Source organism: Thioclava dalianensis (assembly GCF_000715505.1).
In the GTDB taxonomy this organism is placed as follows: domain Bacteria; phylum Pseudomonadota; class Alphaproteobacteria; order Rhodobacterales; family Rhodobacteraceae; genus Thioclava; species Thioclava dalianensis.
This window is the reverse complement of record NZ_JHEH01000007.1, coordinates 113,381-130,963: the sequence shown is the minus strand read 5'-3', so window position 1 is coordinate 130,963 and position 17,583 is coordinate 113,381. Positions and strand designations below refer to the sequence as shown.

At 65.6% G+C, this 17,583-nt stretch carries 15 protein-coding genes and 1 pseudogene; 9 read left to right on the top strand and 7 right to left on the bottom strand.

The window, feature by feature from the left end; translation table 11 throughout:
* Window positions 1-847: 847 nt before the first annotated feature.
* Both DL1_RS22345 and DL1_RS08240 read right to left on the bottom strand, forming a co-directional pair.
* Window positions 848-1,598, bottom strand: a pseudogene (locus tag DL1_RS22345) (D-alanyl-D-alanine carboxypeptidase family protein); the annotation flags it as partial.
* Between the two features lie 384 nt (window positions 1,599-1,982).
* Entirely contained in the window at window positions 1,983-2,693 is a 711-nt protein-coding gene (locus tag DL1_RS08240) for an HAD family hydrolase (RefSeq protein WP_038064753.1), read from the bottom strand.
* Between the two features lie 119 nt (window positions 2,694-2,812).
* Between DL1_RS08240 and clpS the strand changes: the two genes are divergently transcribed.
* The 3 genes from clpS (at window position 2,813) to DL1_RS08225 (ending at window position 5,133) form a co-directional block, all read left to right on the top strand.
* Entirely contained in the window at window positions 2,813-3,139 is a 327-nt protein-coding gene (gene clpS, locus DL1_RS08235; RefSeq protein ID WP_038064868.1) for an ATP-dependent Clp protease adapter ClpS, read from the top strand.
* A 97-nt stretch (window positions 3,140-3,236) separates the two neighbouring features.
* Window positions 3,237-4,286 (top strand): class I SAM-dependent methyltransferase, encoded by a 1,050-nt coding sequence (locus tag DL1_RS08230; RefSeq protein WP_038064750.1) that lies wholly within the window; start codon window positions 3,237-3,239, stop codon window positions 4,284-4,286.
* Between the two features lie 37 nt (window positions 4,287-4,323).
* Window positions 4,324-5,133: an SDR family NAD(P)-dependent oxidoreductase gene (locus tag DL1_RS08225; protein ID WP_038064747.1), complete on the top strand. Its 810-nt coding sequence runs from the start codon at window positions 4,324-4,326 to the stop codon at window positions 5,131-5,133.
* A 13-nt stretch (window positions 5,134-5,146) separates the two neighbouring features.
* Here the strand turns inward: DL1_RS08225 and DL1_RS08220 are convergent, their stop codons facing one another.
* Window positions 5,147-5,554 (bottom strand): hypothetical protein, encoded by a 408-nt coding sequence (locus DL1_RS08220; RefSeq protein ID WP_038064745.1) that lies wholly within the window; start codon window positions 5,552-5,554, stop codon window positions 5,147-5,149.
* A 116-nt stretch (window positions 5,555-5,670) separates the two neighbouring features.
* On the opposite strand from DL1_RS08220, the gene hemF reads away from it, so the two are divergent.
* Together hemF and DL1_RS08210 are read left to right on the top strand one after the other, a co-directional pair.
* Window positions 5,671-6,561 carry an oxygen-dependent coproporphyrinogen oxidase gene (gene hemF, locus DL1_RS08215; protein WP_038064742.1) on the top strand — a complete coding sequence of 297 codons (891 nt, stop codon included), beginning with the start codon at window positions 5,671-5,673 and terminating at the stop codon, window positions 6,559-6,561.
* A gap of 22 nt (window positions 6,562-6,583) precedes the next feature.
* The gene (locus DL1_RS08210; RefSeq protein ID WP_038064739.1) at window positions 6,584-7,165 is read left to right on the top strand and encodes a LysE family translocator; all 582 of its coding nucleotides are present in this window, start codon (window positions 6,584-6,586) and stop codon (window positions 7,163-7,165) included.
* A 4-nt stretch (window positions 7,166-7,169) separates the two neighbouring features.
* Here the strand turns inward: DL1_RS08210 and hemE are convergent, their stop codons facing one another.
* Window positions 7,170-8,201 (bottom strand): uroporphyrinogen decarboxylase, encoded by a 1,032-nt coding sequence (gene hemE, locus DL1_RS08205; protein ID WP_038064737.1) that lies wholly within the window; start codon window positions 8,199-8,201, stop codon window positions 7,170-7,172.
* A 105-nt stretch (window positions 8,202-8,306) separates the two neighbouring features.
* On the opposite strand from hemE, the gene hemC reads away from it, so the two are divergent.
* Both hemC and DL1_RS08195 read left to right on the top strand, forming a co-directional pair.
* Window positions 8,307-9,251 (top strand): hydroxymethylbilane synthase, encoded by a 945-nt coding sequence (gene hemC / locus DL1_RS08200; RefSeq protein ID WP_051693431.1) that lies wholly within the window; start codon window positions 8,307-8,309, stop codon window positions 9,249-9,251.
* Between the two features lie 30 nt (window positions 9,252-9,281).
* On the top strand, window positions 9,282-10,496 hold the full coding sequence (locus DL1_RS08195) for an MFS transporter (RefSeq protein ID WP_156022723.1): 1,215 nt from the start codon (window positions 9,282-9,284) through the stop codon (window positions 10,494-10,496).
* A gap of 62 nt (window positions 10,497-10,558) precedes the next feature.
* Here the strand turns inward: DL1_RS08195 and DL1_RS08190 are convergent, their stop codons facing one another.
* The gene (locus tag DL1_RS08190) at window positions 10,559-11,263 is read right to left on the bottom strand and encodes an arylesterase (RefSeq protein WP_038064731.1); all 705 of its coding nucleotides are present in this window, start codon (window positions 11,261-11,263) and stop codon (window positions 10,559-10,561) included.
* On the opposite strand from DL1_RS08190, the gene DL1_RS08185 reads away from it, so the two are divergent.
* Entirely contained in the window at window positions 11,262-11,945 is a 684-nt protein-coding gene (locus tag DL1_RS08185; protein ID WP_038064729.1) for an ABC transporter ATP-binding protein, read from the top strand. The genes DL1_RS08190 and DL1_RS08185 overlap by 2 nt on opposite strands.
* On the top strand, window positions 11,942-14,461 hold the full coding sequence (locus DL1_RS08180) for an ABC transporter permease (RefSeq protein WP_038064727.1): 2,520 nt from the start codon (window positions 11,942-11,944) through the stop codon (window positions 14,459-14,461). Before DL1_RS08185 ends, DL1_RS08180 begins: the two co-directional genes overlap by 4 nt.
* A gap of 25 nt (window positions 14,462-14,486) precedes the next feature.
* Here DL1_RS08180 and DL1_RS08175 read toward each other — a convergent pair whose 3' ends face one another.
* Window positions 14,487-14,948, bottom strand: a complete 462-nt coding sequence (locus DL1_RS08175) for a lytic transglycosylase domain-containing protein (RefSeq protein ID WP_081856285.1) — start codon at window positions 14,946-14,948, stop codon at window positions 14,487-14,489.
* A gap of 87 nt (window positions 14,949-15,035) precedes the next feature.
* Window positions 15,036-17,471, bottom strand: a complete 2,436-nt coding sequence (locus tag DL1_RS08170; RefSeq protein ID WP_038064724.1) for a heavy metal translocating P-type ATPase — start codon at window positions 17,469-17,471, stop codon at window positions 15,036-15,038.
* Window positions 17,472-17,583 lie beyond the last annotated feature (112 nt).

The window sequence follows — 17,583 nt, the reverse complement described above, 5'->3', positions numbered from 1 at the left end:
GCCTCATAACCGGTGGTGCGGGTCGCGACCTTGCGCAGCGCGCTGCCAAGCGTGTCGCTATCCATCAAGGCGGTCGTCAGCAGGTGCCGCTCGGCTGCGAATTGCGAGCCGAACAGACCGAGGCTGACGCCCCAGTTGCGCCCGCCCGAGGTCGAGACACGCGACACAACGCGCGGCTTGGCCGCAGGGGTCGGGGCTTCGGGGGTGAGCGCTGCGAGGATCATGTCGGATTTGGCCTGCGGGGTGGCCTCCGGCTTGTTCGTGATGGCCTGAGCGGCAGCGCCCGGAGAGCGCTCGCTAAGATCCATCGCGCGGGCCTTGGCCAATTCCTCGGTCTCGGGCTGGGGCTGCGTCGACTGGACGAATTTCGGGCCGCTCGGGGCGGCGGCGTCCGACGTGCCCTCCGGGTCGTAGGAAGCAAGCTGGATGTCGCTGGGGGTCGCGGCCTCTGCATCGGATTTGGCGGCCTGTGCAAGCGGGGTTGCCCCGGTGACCTCAGCGGGTTGGGCCTTCTTGACCTCAGCCACCTGAATGGCGCGCGGGGAGGGCAGGGGGCGCGGGCTTGCGGTGATATCTGCGCCGATCCCCACTTGGCCCGCATCCGCGACAACAGTCGTATCTGCCGGGCTTGCATCGTTTTCGGCGACGTCTTCGGGGGTGTCGGTTACGCTGTCATCGACCTGATCGTTCTGAACCGCCTTGGCCAGCGCGAGGGCAATCGCATCGCCATCGGCTTGCGGCAGATCGGGACGATCATCGGGGCGCAGGCTCGTCTTGGGCGCAAGGTTCTGGGCGATCAGCGCCGGGCTCGAGCTGGGCGGGATATATTGCGGCGGCGTGGGCGGCAGGGTGCGCGCGTTCTCGGGCGCCTTGCGGAAGCCGAGATCCAGAAGATCGGCCATTTTCGCATTACGGTTTGCCGTCGAGGTGCCGCCGAACACGGTCGCGATGATGCGCTTGTTGCCGCGCTTGGCAGAGGCGCACAGGTTAAAGCCCGAGGCCGCCGTATAACCGGTCTTGATGCCATCCGCACCTTCATAAGCGTTCAGGAAGCGGCGGTTGGTGGAATAGACGGTCGCGACCTTGGCATCGGCCGAGCGGCGCGAGAAGATGTTGTAATATTGCGGGAAGTCGAAGAACAGGTGGCGGCCAAGGATCGCCATGTCATGCGCCGAGGAGAGGTGCCCTTTGCGCGTCAGACCGTTCTCGTTGACGAAATGGGTGTTTTTCATGCCCATCTGCTTGGCGGTGCGGTTCATCCGCACGGCAAATCCGGCCTCGGAGCCGCCGATGTAATCGCCAAGGGCTGCGGCGGCATCATTGGCCGATTTGATCGCCGCGGCGCGGATCAGGTAGCGCACCGCGATCTTTTGGCCCGGTCGCAGACCAAGCCGCGACGGCGGCTGACTGGCGGCATGCTTGGTGACGGTCACGATGGAATCGAGGCTGAACTCGCCGTGTTCGATTGCCTGAAACGTGATGTAGAGCGTCATCATCTTGGTCAGCGATGCCGGATGCAGCGGCGTATCGGCGTTTTTCTCGTACAGCATCTCGCCCGATCGCATGTCCATGACATAGGCTGCAAAAGGCGCAGCCATGGCCCCGAGGGGCGCGAGTGTTGCGAGTAGAATGACGAATAGCCCTGCACGGACCCTGCACGCTAGCGTGGCCACGGTTCTTGCCCTTTCACTGCCTCTTCGCCCCCCGGTTGTTTTTTGTCGCTCTTGTGGCGACGTGTGGAGGGTCAATTTCTCTAAGGTTACCACGGGTTTTGCGCGCTGAAAACTACGTATTTTCAAGCGGTTTGATTGCGACATTCATGCACTTTATAGATGTTTGCGCGGCCTCGACCACAATATGTAGATATCGGCCCGCTGCGTCACCTACCACAGGTGGTGTGCGTCGGTGGGCAAAGCGCGCCCCGATGCCGTGATCATGGGGCGGATGAAGCGCGGTAAATCCCGAAGTTTTCACCGGCGCGATCATGCGCATCCCGTGGCGGTGATCCGCGCGACCAGAGCCGGGAGGGCTTGCAAATCCGGCAGGGTCGCAAAGCGCGCAGGGTCTTCGGGGGGCGCTGCCTGCTCAAAGCTCCAGGTCAGCTCATGGGGCACATGCACGCCCCAGCCGCCCGCCGCGATCATCGGCAGGACGTCGGATTTCAGCGAGTTGCCCGCCATCAGCCCCTCTGCCGCTCCGGTCCCGTGGCGGGTGAAGATGCGGCTGTATTCTTCGGCGGTCTTGTCCGAGACGATCTCGACCGCGTCGAACAGCGCATCGAGCCCCGATTGCGCCAGCTTGCGCTCCTGATCGATCAGATCGCCTTTTGTCACCAGCAAGATCCGAAACGCGCCGCGCAACGCCTCAATCGTCTCGCGCGCATGGGGCAGCAGCTCGACCGGGTGGGTCAGCATTTCGCGCCCCGCTTCAAGGATCTCAGAGAGCACGCGCGCGGGCACCTCACCGTCGCTGACCTCAATCGCGGTCTCGATCATCGACAGTGTGAAGCCCTTCACGCCAAACCCGTAATGCGAGATGTTGCGCCGCTCCGCCGCGATCAGACGCTGGGCGAGGTGATCCGACCCCGCATGCGGCTCCATCAGTTCGGCGAATCGTGCTTGGGTGAGCTGAAAGAACCGCTCGTTGTGCCAAAGCGTATCATCCGCATCGAAGCCAATTGTACTGAGTTGCATGGCCTGCCCTTGTCATTCGCGTCCGGTGAGGCTTTTCATATGACACGGAGACCCTATATTCCGCCAGAGACCTCAACGAATCCTGATCCTCCGGAGATGCCTTGACCGAGCCGCTTTACATGATGTCCGACGATGACAAGGACGACAGCGAAGGCGCAACCGGTGTCGCCACAAAGACCCGGCCGAAAACGCAACGCCCGCCGATGTATAAGGTCATGCTGCTCAATGACGATTACACCCCGATGGAATTCGTCGTGCATATCCTTGAGCGGTTCTTCGGGCTGAACCACGCCCAGTCCTTCGAGATCATGCTGATGGTCCACAAAAAGGGGCTGGCCGTGGTGGGCGTGTTCTCCTTCGAGGTCGCTGAAACCAAAGTAGCACAGGTGATGGATTTCGCGCGTCGTCATCAGCATCCGCTGCAATGCACGATGGAAAAAGACTGATCAGCGCAGCTTGGTGCTGAGGGCGCCGCTGCTTGCCAATGGCGCGCCGCCCCCGTAAGGGACGGGCGCGTTTTGTAATCGGGATACCTGCGACGTCATGAGCCATTCTCGTTTGTCCTTTGCCCTTGAGACCCCCGATGCGCTGCCCGAGACCGGACGGATCGCGGTGTTCGCGCCGGGCGGGATGCAGGATCTGACGGTGCTGCCGCAAGAGCGCGTGGTCGTGATCCAACCCAACAAACCCGACCATGATGCGCTGGCCGCGCGCGGCTTTACGGTGACGCTCGCGCCCGAGGGAAGTTTCGCCGCTGCACTGGTTTTCGCGACCCGCGCCAAGGCGCAGGCCCGTGCGTTGATCGCGCAGGCCGCGGCCTGCGTGGAGCCGGGCGGGGCGATCTATGTCGATGGGGCCAAGTCCGAAGGCATCGATTCCCTGCTTAAGGAATTGCGCGGGCTGGTGCCGCTCGGTCAGCCGGTCGCCAAGGCTCATGGCAAGATCGCGCGCTTCGCGGCAGATCCGGTTCCGCTGGCCGATTGGGCCGCGCGTGATGCAGAGCCGGTAGCGGGCTTTGTCACCCGTCCGGGGGTGTTCTCCGCCGATGGCGTGGATGAGGGCTCGGCGCTGCTGGCGGCCAGCCTGCCCGAGACATTGCCCGCTCGGATCGCCGATCTGGGCGCGGGCTGGGGCTGGCTCGCCGCGCAGGCGCTCGCACACCCGGGGGTCGAGCAGATCGCGCTCTATGAGGCCGATGCCACGGCGCTCGACTGTGCGCGGCGCAATATAGGCGATCCGCGCGCTTTGTTTCACTGGGCCGATGTGACCCGCCTGACGCCTGAGACCCGGGTGGATGCGGTGATCATGAACCCGCCCTTTCATAAAAGCCGCGATGCCGAGCCCGGACTGGGTGAGGCCTTCATCGCCGCGGCCGCCCGCCTGCTCAAGCCGACCGGGACGTTGTGGATGGTCGCCAACCGCCATCTGCCCTATGCCGATGCGCTGGCAGCCTCCTTCCGCGAGATCGAGGAAATCACGCCGCCTGCCGGGCGCTCGACCCGCTTTCGGATTACCCGCGCGCAAGGTGTCATCACGGCCCGCGAGCCCGCGCGCGCGGCCCCGGCCAAACCGCCCGCACGCGTGCGGCGCTAAGTGCGGACCCTTCCGCCAACCTTTATTGGAGTGAGCCATGTCGCTATCCATTTCCGGTAAGACTGCCATCGTCACAGGCGCCGCCCACGGGATCGGCCTTGCGATTGCACGGCATTTTCTCGACCGCGGCGCGCAGGTGATGTTTGCCGATATCGATGAGGAGAAACTCGCCTCCGAGCTGGGCGATACCGCGAAATCCGAAGGCCCCGCGCGCTATTTCGCGGGCGATCTGTGTCAGAAGCTTGCGGTGAAGAACCTGCTCTCCGCCACGGTGGATGCATTCGACCGGATTGATGTGCTGGTCAACACCGCGCGTGGTTTTGCGCCTTGCGACCCGCTCGATCCCTCGACCGAGGTGCTCGACCAGATGCTCGATCAGAATATGCGCGCCTCGCTGCGCATCTCGCAGATGACGGCGCGGCGGATGATCAAGCAGAGCGAGGATGAAGGCCGCACCGAGGGCGAGATCGGCTCGATCATCAATGTCTCGACGCTCGCCTCATGCCGCACGCAGCCGGAATTGATGGCCTATTCGATTGCCTGCGCCGCGCAGGATCAGGCGATCCGCTCGCTGGCCGTGGCGCTGGCGCCGCAGCGGATCCGGGTCAACGGGGTCAGCTTTGGCTCGGTGATGTCGCGCTCACTGCAATCGGCACTCAAGGAGAATGACGATTGGCGCGAGGCGATCTGCGAAGGCACGCCTTTGGGCCGGATCGCGCCGCCCTCCGAGCTGGCGGAGACCGTGCAATATCTCGCCTCGTCCGGCTCCAGCTTCGTGACCGGGCAGATCGTCACCATCGATGGCGGACGCTCGCTTCTGGACCGGGTTCAGGTCCCGGCCTTCTGAGCCGCAGCGCGGCTTAATTTTTCTCTTCGGGATACAGCGCGCGGCACTGCGCAATCTGGCTGCGCGCGAGCTTGCTCAGCTCGGCCTTCTTGGCCAACAGATTGTCGCGTTTGCGCGTCTCGACGACCGGGTCGATAGGCACCGGTCTGCGCCGCGTGACGGTCTCGTCGCCGATGCACATTTGCGGCTGCTCGAACTGCTTGCCATTCTTGGTGTAGGTCCGGGTGCCACAGACATCCCAACTGGGCACGGTCACCGTGTATTCCTCCCACGCATAGCCGCGCGCGAGATTGGCCCGCACCTCGCCCAGTAGCGTGTCGATGCGGCGCAGCTCCGAGGTGGATTGCCGGATGCAGCGCTCTTGCGGTGTGCCGCAGGCGGTGAGCGCGATCAACGTTAGGATCATGAGGGTAAGGCGCATGTTGGGTCTCCTGTTGCGCCAGCTTACGGCGCGCGTGGCTTTCGATCAATCGCGGCCTTTCGGCCTGTTGGCCACCCTGCTATGAAACGAGCCGAGCAATACGAGGGCCTTTCCAGATGACCGATGATTTCGACGCCCGCAAGGCGCAGGCAAGCCAGTGGTTTTCGGATTTGCGCGATCGGATCGTGGGTGCCTTCGAGGGGCTGGAGGACAGCCATTCGGAGGGGCCGCTGAGCGATGCAGCGCCCGGCCGCTTCGAGGTGACCCCGACGCGGCGTGAGGGGCCTGCGGGCGAGGATCATGGCGGCGGCAAGATGAGCGTGATGCGCGAGGGGCGCGTTTTCGAGAAGGTCGGGGTGAATATCTCGACGGTCTGGGGCGAGTTAGGCACGCGCGCGCAGGCCTCGATGACGGCGCGCGGCGTGCCGGGCATGGCCGAGGATCCGCGCTTTTGGGCGGCGGGGATCTCGCTGGTGGCGCATATGCAAAACCCGCATTGCCCGGCGGTCCATATGAACACGCGGATGTTTTGGACACCCGGCGCGTGGTGGTTCGGCGGCGGCGCTGATCTCAACCCGTGCCTCGAATATGACGACGATACCGCGCATTTCCACGGCGCGCTGAAGTCGGCCTGCGATGCCCATGATGGCGACTATTACGCGCGCTTCAAATCTTGGGCGGATGAGTATTTCTTCATCCCCCACAGGGGCCGGGCGCGGGGCGTGGGCGGGATCTTCTACGACGATCTCAACACGGGCGATTGGGAGGCGGATTTCGCCTTTACCCAGGCGGTTGGCGCGGCCTTCCTGCCTGCCTTCCAGCCGCTGATCGAGGCGCGCCGGGTGCAGGAGTGGACCGAGGCGGATCGCGAGGCACAGCTGCGCCATCGCGGTCTCTATGCCGAATATAACCTCGTCTATGATCGCGGCACCAAGTTCGGGCTTGAGACCGGGCACAATGCCGATGCCGTCCTGATGAGCCTGCCGCCGGTCGCCAAATGGTACTGAGCCTGCACGGGGCGATCCCCGCATGACCCTACAATTGCTGCTATCCCTGCTGGGCTTTGCCTTTGTCGCGGCGATCACGCCGGGGCCGAACAATATCATGCTGATGAACTCGGGCGCGACCTTTGGATTCCGGGCGAGCGTGCCGCATATGCTGGGCGTGGCCTTGGGCCATGCGCTGATGGTGGTGCTGATCGCGCTGGGGATCGGAGAGCTGTTTGTCCGCTTTCCCACCTTGCACAGCTGGCTGACAATTGTCGCGGCCCTCTATCTGTGCTGGCTGGCATGGAAGATCGCGAGGTCCGGCGCGCCGGGCCAGAGCGGCAAGGCCCACCCGTTCAGCTTCCTGCAGGCCGCGGCCTTCCAATGGGTGAACCCGAAAGCTTGGGCGATGACCTTGAGTGCCGTGACGCTCTACGGTCTGCTGGGCGCGCCCGTGATGGGCGCGACCTTTCTGATGGTCGATCTGGTCGCCGTCACGGTTTGGGCCGCGCTCGGGCAGGGGCTCAGCCGCTGGCTTGGCACGGGGGCACGGCTGCGCGCCTTCAATATCGTGATGGCGTTGCTGCTGATCAGCTCGCTCGGGCTGGTCTTCCTCGAGGGCTGAGCGCTCAGCCCCCCCGGATCGTCTCGATCATCAGCGCCACGTTCTCAGGGTCCGCATCGGGGGTGATGCCATGCCCGAGATTGAAGATATGCGGCCCGTTGCGGAAGGCCTCGACGACCTGACGGGTCTCGTCGATCAAAGCCTGCCCGCCGGTCACCATATGCTTCGACGCAAGGTTTCCCTGCACACAACCCGCGATCTGCACATTGCGCGCCGCCCATTCGGGGCTGACCGAGTTGTCGATCGCCACGCAATCGACGCCGGTCTTTTCGTGAAAACCGATATAGCCATCGCCCGCTTCGCGCGGGAAGGCGATGACGGGAAGCTGCGGGAAGCGCGCCTTCAGCTCGGAGACGATCTGGCGGATCGGCTCGACGCAGAAATCCTCGAAATCCGCGCCCTTGAGACTGCCTGCCCAGGAATCGAACAGCTTGACCACCTCGGCGCCGGCCTCGACCTGCTTGCTGAGATACTCGATCGTCGAGACGGTGAGCAGGTCGATCAGCTTCACGAAGGTCTCGCGGTCGCTGTCCTTGAGCGCATGGGCTGGCCCCTGATCGGGCGTGCCGCGCCCGGCGATCATATAGGTTGCCACCGTCCAAGGCGCGCCCGCAAAGCCGATCAGCGTCACATCGCTGGGCAGCTCGCGATTGAGAATGCCCACCGTCTCATAGATCGGGTTGAGCGTCTCATGGATGTCGTCGCGCGTCTTGAGCTTGGCGAAATCGGCAGCACTCGTGACCGTCGACAGCCGCGGGCCTTCGCCGGTGACAAACCACAGGTCCGCCCCTAGCGCCTGCGGCAAAAGCAGGATATCGGCAAACAGGATCGCGGCATCAAACCCGTAGCGCCGGATCGGCTGCAGGGTGACTTCGGCGGCCAGTTCGGGATTGTAGCACAGCGACAGAAAGTCGCCCGCCTTGGCACGGGTGGCGCGGTATTCGGGCAGGTAGCGCCCCGCCTGACGCATCATCCAGATCGGTGGCGTGGGCAAAACCTCGCCGTTGAGGGCTCGCAGGATCGTTTTCTCGGCCATTCGTGCCTCCTTGTGTTGCCCCTTCATGGCGACCTTATACAAAGTGTCAAGCGTAGCGCGCTTGCGTGGGCGATCTGACGCGGCTATGCGAGGGGTATGATGCAGATGCCCGATGCAAAATCCCCGCTCAAGATCGGAACGCGCGGCTCGCCGCTCGCGCTGGCGCAGGCCCATGAGACGCGCGCGCGCCTGATGGCCGCCCATGGCTTGCCCGAAGAGGCTTTCGAGATCGTCGTGATCAAGACCACCGGCGATGACCGGGGTATGATCGCCGCCGACACCGCGCTTAAGGAGGTCGGCAACAAGGGGCTGTTCACCAAGGAAATCGAAGACGCGATGAGCGCCGGTCGGATTGATCTGGCGGTGCATTCGATGAAGGACATGCCGACCGAGCAACCGCCCGGCCTGATCCTCAATTGCTACCTGCCGCGCGAAGATGAGCGTGACGCTTTTGTCTGTCTCAATCACGCAAGCCTCGGCGAGTTGCCGCAAGGGGCCGTGGTGGGCACCTCGAGCCTGCGCCGCGCAGCCCAGCTGCGCTACCGCAGGCCTGATCTGCAGGTTGTGGGCTTTCGCGGCAACGTCCAGACCCGTCTGCGCAAGCTCAAGGACGGGGTGGCCGAGGCGACCTTCCTCGCGATGGCGGGGCTGCGCCGGATGAACATGGCCGATGTCGCCACCGCGCCGATTGCGCCCGAAGACATGCTGCCTGCGGTGGCCCAAGGCGCAATCGGGATCGAGCGGCGGATCGATGATGCCCGCGCCGAGGCGCTGCTTGCGCCGATCCATGATGTACCCACGGCCCAGCGGCTGGCCTGCGAGCGCGCCTATCTCGCAGCCCTTGACGGGTCGTGCGAGACGCCGATCGCGGGTCTGGCGCGGATCGAGGGCGATACGTTGTGGCTGCGCGGCGAGATCCTGCGCCCCGATGGCTCTGAGGCGATTTCGGGCGAGGGGCGCGCACCGATTTCTGACGGCGCAGAGCTGGGCCGCAATCTGGCGCAACAGCTTCTGTCCCAAGCGCCCACGGGATTCTTCGACTGGCGTTGACCCCTTGATCTTGCGGCGCAATAGGCGCAAATGCGCCCCATGCTCGCGCCGTTCAGACCCATATTAAGAGATCCCGCGCTGCGGCTCGCAGCCGTTCTTCTCGTGCTGTTTGGTGCCCATGCCGCCACGATGGGCCCCTATGTCTCGGCGCTCGCGATCAAGGTCTTTGACCTGTCCGACAGCACCTTTTCGCTGGTGCTGATGGCGGCTTCGGTGATTTCGGTCTCGGCCTCCGTGGGCTTTGGGATCCTTGCCGACCAACGCGCGAACCGGCGCGGCATTGCGCTCTGCACCTCGGCGATGGTGATCCTCGCCTCGGCGCTGGTGCTGGCGGGCGACAATGCCACCTTCTTCATCATCGCGAATGCGTTGATCCTGCCGCTCTCTGCGTCGATCTTCGGCCAGCTTTTCGCGCTGGCGCGGCTCGCAGCTTCAATCCATCCCGAGCGCGACCGCCCCGCGATCCTCTCGACCCTGCGGGCGCTCTTTGCGCTGCCATGGCTCGCAGTTCTGCCGATCTGGGCGGTGGTGTTCGATCACGGCGCGCGGCTTACCGTGATCTACCCGGTCACCTTGACCCTCGGCATCGCGATTTTCGCCCTCGTGCTGGTCTTCTGGCCGCGCGACGGCGCGACCCGTTGGCCCGATCCCAAATCGGGGCTGACCTTCCGCCGATCCCTGCAAGAGATGGCCAATCTGCCGATCCTGAGCCGGGTCGTGGCGCTGGGTGCGATCAACGGCGCGGTCATGCTCTATCTGGTGGTGATGGGGCTGGTCTTCGCGGCCACCCCGGGCCGAGGCGCGGGCGATACCGCGCTTTATGCCGGGATCATGGCGGGGCTGGAGGTGCCCTTCATGCTGGCGCTGCCCGCCTTGATCGGGCGGGTCGAGCGCACGGCGCTGATCTGGATCGGGGCTGCGCTCTATGCCATCCATCTGGCATTTCTGCCGCTGCTGGCGCCCACGCCCTATGTCTGGCTGCTCACCGTGCCGGGGGCTGCGGGCGGGGCGGTCGTGCTGACCCAGCCGATGGCCTACCTGCAAGACCTTCTGTCGAACCGACCGGGTGCGGGGGCCTCGCTGATGGCGCTGCAAAAGCTCGCAGGGGATGCGTTTTCGGCGGCAATGTTCGCGCTTGGCACGGCGCTTGCGGGCTATGAACTGGCCGCCGCCAGCGGTGCCATCGTCGCTGTCATTGGCGCAGGCGCGCTTTGGGTGATGGACCGGCGCGCGGCACGGATCTGAGCCTCTTTCTTTTGATCTAAATATCCCCGCCGGAGGCTCCCCCGGTCAGCCCAAAAGCGCCCCTAGCTGCCGGGTTTCACCTTCGCCAGCAACTCAAGCACCTTTGGCCCAAGCGCTGCGACCACCTTTTTCACCCCCGCCGGCGCGGGATGCAGATTGTCGCTTTGCATCAGCTTTTGCGCATCGCGCGCCTCGGGCGTCTCGGCGGCCAGCGGTGCGAGCAGATCGGGCACCAGAACCGCATCGTATTTCTTGGCCAGATCGGGGTAGATCGCATCGAAATCGCGCTTATACGCGGCCCCGTAATTGCCCGGCGCAGGCACGCCCGCTAGCAGCGCGGGAATATGCTTGGCCTGCAAATCTGACAGGATCGCATCGAGATTGGCGCGCGCCTCGGACGGGGAAAGGCCGCGCAGCAGATCATTGCCGCCGAGCGCCACGATCACCGCATCCGTGTCAGGCGTCAAAAGCCAATCGAGCCGCGATTTGCCGCCTGCGGTCGTGTCGCCCGACACCCCGCCATTCACCACTGTGACATCGCGCGCCCCATGCGCATGCAGCCAGTCCTGAAGCTGCGGGACAAGCCCGTCTTCGGGGTTGGCTAGCCCATAGCCTTGGGTGAGCGAATCCCCCAGCGCGAGGATCTTGGTTTGGGCTGCAACCGGCAGCGCGAAAAGGGCAGAGATCAGAATTCCGGCCCCCAGACGCTTGCGCCACGCGCCATCCGGCCCATATCCCTTTGAAGCAAAAGAAAGACAGGTGCCCATGACCGACCCGATCCTCGCGCTCAAAGATGCCAAACTCGCTTTGGCGGGCAATGCCGGGCCGGTTGAGATCCTGCGCGGGATCACTGTCGAGGTCGCGCGGGGCGAAAGTGTGGGGCTCACGGGGCCGTCGGGATCGGGCAAATCGTCGCTCCTGATGTTGATGGGCGGGCTTGAACGCGCCACCTCGGGGTTGGTTTCGGCTTTGGGACACGATCTCTCGGCAATGTCCGAAGATGATCTGGCCCGCTTCCGTCGTGGTAATATGGGGGTGGTGTTCCAAAGCTTCCACCTCATCCCGACGATGACCGCGCTGGAAAATGTCGCGATGCCGCTTGAAATCGCGGGCGTGCCCGATGCGTTCGACCGGGCCGCCGAGGAACTTGCAGCGGTCGGGCTGGGCCATCGCGGGACGCATTACCCCTCGCAGATGTCGGGCGGCGAGCAGCAACGCGTGGCACTGGCCCGTGCGGTCGCCCCACGCCCGGCGATCCTTCTGGCCGATGAACCCACGGGCAATCTCGATACCAAGACCGGGGCGGGCATCATCGAGATGCTGTTTGGCCTGCAAGAGCGCCATGGGGCGACGCTGGTTCTGGTGACCCACGCCCCGGAACTGGCGGCGCGCTGCGACCGGATCGTTGAGCTGCGCGACGGGTGTGTGCTCGAGAGCGTCTCCGCATGAGGCCCGCCATCGGGCTCGCCCTGACCATTGCCCGGCGCGAGCTGCGTGCCGGCTTGCGCGGCTTTTGGGTCATGCTGCTTTGTCTGATGCTGGGCGTCGCGGCGATTGCTGCCGTGGGGCTGGTGCGCGGCGCGATCACCTCTGCGCTCAGCGATCAGGGCGCGGTGCTGCTGGGCGGCGATGCGCAATATGAATTCACCTATCGCCGCGCCACGCCGGGCGAGCTCGACTGGATCAAATCCCATTCAAGCGCGCTCTCCGAGGTGATCGAGTTCCGCTCGATGCTGAGCACGGGCACGGATGCCGCCGACCGCGCGCTCACGCAGGTCAAGGCGGTGGACGGGGCCTATCCGTTGACCGGGAAATTGCAGCTCGATCCCCCGGTCGGTGTGGACGCGCTCAAAGGGGAGGGCGGCACGCCCGGTATCTTCCTTGATCCGATCCTTGCCAACCGGCTGGGCGTCAAGCCGGGCGACCGGGTGGAACTGGGCGGCCAGAGCTTTGTGATGATGGCCGAGATCAAGCGTGTGCCCGACAGCACCGGCACGGGATTTGCGCTGGGGCCGCCCTCAATCGTGGCGCTTTCGGCAATTCAGGGCACGTCGCTGCTGGCGCCGGGATCGCTTTTTGAGACCGAATACCGCGTGAGCCTGCCGCCCGGCACCGATCTGGCGACGCTGCACCGTCAGGCCGAAAGCCGCTTTGCCGATGCGGGGATGCGCTGGTCGGACCGCAGGCGCGCGGCTCCGGGGGCGCAGCGCTTCGTGGACCGGCTGGGCTCGTTTCTGGTGCTTGTGGGGCTCGCAGGGCTGGCTGTGGGCGGGGTCGGCATCTCGGCCACCGTCGCCTCTTGGGTCGAGCGCAAGGCGGGCACCATCGCCACGCTGCGCGCGCTGGGGGCAACTGGCGCCACGATCCGCGCGGCCTTCCTGATCCAGCTTATAGCGCTTGGGGCTATCGGTATCCTCGCGGGGCTGGGCTTGGGGGTGGGGCTGGTCCTTGCCGCATCCAGCCTGATCGAGAACGCGCTCCCGATCCCCGTCGCGATCCGGGTCACGCCCGGGCCTTTGGGCGAGGCGGCCCTTTACGGCGCGCTGATCGCTGCAATTTTCGCGCTCTGGCCGCTCTCGCGTATGGCGGCGATGCGCGCGGCCTCGCTCTATCGCGATATCGGCGACGGGCGGCGCTTCCCGCCATGGCCCACCGTCGCGATCACCGGCGTCTTGCTGGTGGTGCTGGTCGTGGTCTCGGCATGGTTTTCGGGGCTTTGGGGCCTGACGCTTGCAAGTCTCGGGGGCATCGCGCTTGCGCTGTTGATCCTGAGTGCGGCGGCGTGGGGCATTCGGCGCGCGGCGCGTGCGGGCCAGCATCTGGCACGCGGCAGACCTGCCTTGCGCGCAGCGCTGGCCGCCATCGGCGGGCCGCGGTCCGAGGCGCGCTCGGTGATCTTGTCGCTGGGGCTTGGTCTGTCGGTTCTGGCAGCCGTCGGTCAGGTCGATTCCGGTCTGCGCAGTGCCATCGATCAGGATCTTCCCAAGCGCGCACCGGCCTATTTCGTGATCGACATCCAGCCCGACCAGATCGACCCGTTCAAAGCACTTCTGGCCAAGATGCCCGAAGTCACCAAGGTCGAGGCCGTGCCGATGCTGCGCGGCGTGATCACGCAGATCAACGGTCAAAACGCACGCAAGGTCGCAGGCGAGCATTGGGTGCTGCGCGGGGATCGCGGCGTGACCTATAGCGATGTGCCGCGCGAGAAGCTGACAGCGGGCAAGTGGTGGCCAAAGAATTATGACGGTCCGCCGCTTGCGAGCTTCTCGGCCAAGGAGGCGGAGGAGATCGGGCTCAAGCTGGGCGATAATATCACCGTCAACATCCTTGGGCGCGATATCACGGCCAAGGTCACCTCGTTCCGCGATGTCGATTTCTCGACCGGCGGGATCGGCTTTGTCCTGACCCTCGATCCGGCAGCCCTGCAAGGCGCGCCGCATACATGGCTCGCCACGATCTACGCCCCGCCCAAGGCCGAGGCGGCGGTGATGCGCGATCTGGCCAAGGCCTTTCCCAATATCACAGCGATCCGGGTGCGCGACGCGATTGAGCGGGTGACCGATGCGCTGGGAGCAATTGCACGGGCGACCTCGCTTGCGGCCTCGGTCACCTTGCTGACGGGCTTCGTCGTGCTGATCGGCGCTGCGGCGGCAGGCGAGCGCGCGCGGGCCTGGGAGGCGGCGATGCTCAAGACGCTGGGCGCCACGCGCGGCACCATTTTGCTGAGCTTTGCGCTGCGCTCCGCGTTGATGGGGGCGGCGGCAGGTCTGGTGGCGGTGCTGTTTGGCGGGCTTGCGGGCTGGGCGGTGGTCGATCTGGTGATGGGCGCGCCTTTCCACTTCGCGCCGTGGCCTGCCTTCCTCATCGTGGCGGGCGGCGTGATCGCCACGCTTGGCGCGGGGCTGATCTTTGCATGGCGCCCGCTCTCGCGGCGTCCGGCGGGGGAATTGCGCGGCTCTGAATAAGGCGCGCAGCCGCGTGGTGTGAGCCTCAGGGCTGGCGGATTGTCTTGAGCAGGCCGCGCCGCTTGGCCTCGTAGTAATAGCCGCGCGCATACCATGAGACCGCGCGGTCCTGAGAGCCGTCCGAAACCAGCCACGCGCCGCGCAGATATTTGATTGCGTATTTCAGGTTGGTTTCGGGATCGAGCAAATCGCCCGGCTTGCCACGAAACCCCATGCCGCGCGCGGTCTGCGGCAGGATCTGCATCAGCCCGTAATAGGGGCCGTTGCGGGCATTGGCGCGGTAGTGGCTCTCGCGCTGGATGACGCGATGCGTGAGGGTGCGCGGGACTTTGTAGTGATCGGAATAGTGGTTGATCAGCGCGCGGATCTTCGGCGTCTCATTGCGATGCAGTGGCGGATTGTAATCCGGCTTGAGCTGCGGGTGGGGCGTGCCACCGCAAGCCGCCAGGCTGGCACAGGACAACAGGAACAGGCGGCGATGCATCATAGGCAGGGCTCCGGGTGAACTTTCCCACCAAAGCCCGAGTTCTATCGAAAGGGGAAGAGGCGTGATCGGCCATCGGCAGAGCGCCGCCTATCCGCGCGCCGCCCGGCGCAGGCGCAGCGCATTGCTCACCACGAAGACCGAGGAGAACGCCATCGCAGCGGCGGCCAGCATCGGTGACAGCCCCGGCCCGCCAAACGGCACGAGCAGCCCCATCGCCACCGGGATCAGCACCACGTTATAGGCAAAGGCCCAGAACAGGTTTTCCCGGATATTGCGCATCACCGCGCGCGACAGCTGCAGCGCGCGCACAACGCCTGTCGGATCGCCGCCCATCAGCACGACCTCGGCGGCCTCAATGGCCACGTCGGTGCCCGAGCCGATCGCCAGACCGACATCGGCTGCGGCAAGGGCGGGTGCGTCATTGATCCCGTCGCCCACGAACCCGACCGGGCCCTTCGCGCGCAGTGTCTCGACCGCGTCGCGCTTGCCATCGGGCAGAACCTCGGCCTGAACGTGATCGATCCCCAGCGCGCGCGCGACCGCCTGCGCGGTGGCTTTTGTGTCGCCAGTGATCATTGCGACCTCGACCCCGGCTGCGTGCAAGGCGCGGATCGCGGCGCGTGCCTCGGGCTTGATCGGATCGGACAGCGCCATCAGCGCCACGGGCCGGTCATCCAGCGCCATCCAGACCGGGGTGCGCCCCTGTTCGGCCAGCGCGGCCGCGCGCGCGCTATGGGCCGAGATATCGACGCCAGCCTCTTGCATGGCACGGGCATTGCCCAGCCAGAGCAGCCCCTGTTCGGATTGCGCGCGCAGCCCGCGCCCCGAGAGCGCCTTGACCCGCTTGACCGGCGCATGGGCGATGTCCCGGGCCTCAGCTTCGCTCAGGATCGCGCGGGCCAGCGGGTGCTCCGATCGCGCCTCGGCACCTGCCGCCAGCGCCAGAATCTCGTTCTCGGAGAGATCCGATAACGGGTAGAGATCGGTCAGCGCGGGGGTGCCTTGGGTCAGCGTGCCGGTCTTGTCAAAACCGATCACCTTGACTTCGGCCAGCCGCTGCAACGCATCGCCGCGCCGGAACAGCAAGCCCAGCTCGGCGCCGCGCCCGGTCCCCACGAGGATCGAGACCGGCGTGGCCAGCCCCATTGCGCAGGGGCAGGCGATGATCATCACCGAGACCGCCGCCACAAAGGCTGGCGTGAAGCCCTCGCCTGCAAGCATCCAGATGGCGAAGGTCACCACAGACAGAGCCATCACGATGGGTACGAACACGCGCGTCACCTTGTCGACAAGCCCCTGCACGGGCAGTTTCGCGCCCTGTGCGTCCTCGACCATCGAGATGATCCGGGCCAGCACGGTATCGCCGCCGGTTGCAGTGACCCGGTAGCTCAGCGCGGAGCTGCCATTGACAGTGCCGCCGGTGATCGGGCTGCCCTCGGTTTTCTCGACCGGGACCGGCTCGCCCGTCAGCATGCTCTCATCGACATGGCCTTGGCCCTCGCAGACCACCCCGTCCAGTGCCACTCGCTCGCCGGGGCTGAGCAGCAGCACATCGCCTGCGCGCAGCTCTGCGATTGGGCGCTCCTCGATGCCGGTTTCGGTCTGGACCCGCGCGGTGTCGGGTTGCAGGCCGATCAGCCGCGAGATCGCCTCGCCCGCGCGGCCCTTGGCACGCGCCTCAAGCCAGCGGCCCAGCAAGATCAGCGTGACGATTGTGGCGGCGGCCTCGAAATAGACCCCGCGGGCCGAGGCCGGGATCAGAGATGGCGCAAGCGTCACGACGGTCGAGAAGGCGAATGCCGCAAGCGAGCCCAGAGCCACGAGCGAGTTCATCTCGGGCGCGCCCCGGAGCAGCGCCGGGATGCCGATGCGCAGGAAGATCCGGCCCGGGAAGGCCAGCACCAGCGCGGTCAACGCGCCCTGAATGACCCAGCTTGTGCGCTCTCCAATCGTCGCGGCGATCAGGTGATGCATGCCGGGGATCATATGGCTGCCCATCGCCAGCACAAAGACCGGCAGGGTCAGGATCAAGGCGGTCAGGAAATTCCGCTTGAGCGCTTGGCCCTCTTGGGCCTGACGCTCGGCGGCAGAGGGCGCGCTTGCATCCTCGCGGCGCGGCGTGGCCCTGTAGCCCGCCTCCGCGACCGCGCGGGTGAGATCCTCAGGGTCAAGCACGCCTTGGGCGAAATCGACCCTTGCGCTGTTCGTGGCAAGATTGACGTGGGCTCCGCTGACGCCGGGCAGGGCGGTCAGCGCGCGCTCGACCCGGCCTGCGCAGCTCGCGCAGGTCATCCCGTCGATATCGAGCTGGATCGAGCTGTCTGAGGGCGGATAGCCCGCCTCGCTGAGCGCCGCGCTCAGATTCGCGGGATCGGCGGGGGCCTCATATTCCACGCTCGCGGTGCGCGCCATCAGATTGGCGCTGGCCGAACTCACACCCGGCTGGGCCAGAAGCGCACGCTCCACCCGGCCCGTGCAGGCACCGCAATGCATTGCGTCGATGGTGAAGGTCGTTTTTTGCATGCCGAGCGCTCCTTCCCCTTAATTGGGTCGCGGCGCAGCGCGGGTCAAGGCGCGCCACGGCGTCGCAAGTGGGGCAGGGGCGATTGCGCCACGCTTGCGGTCTTATTGCAGC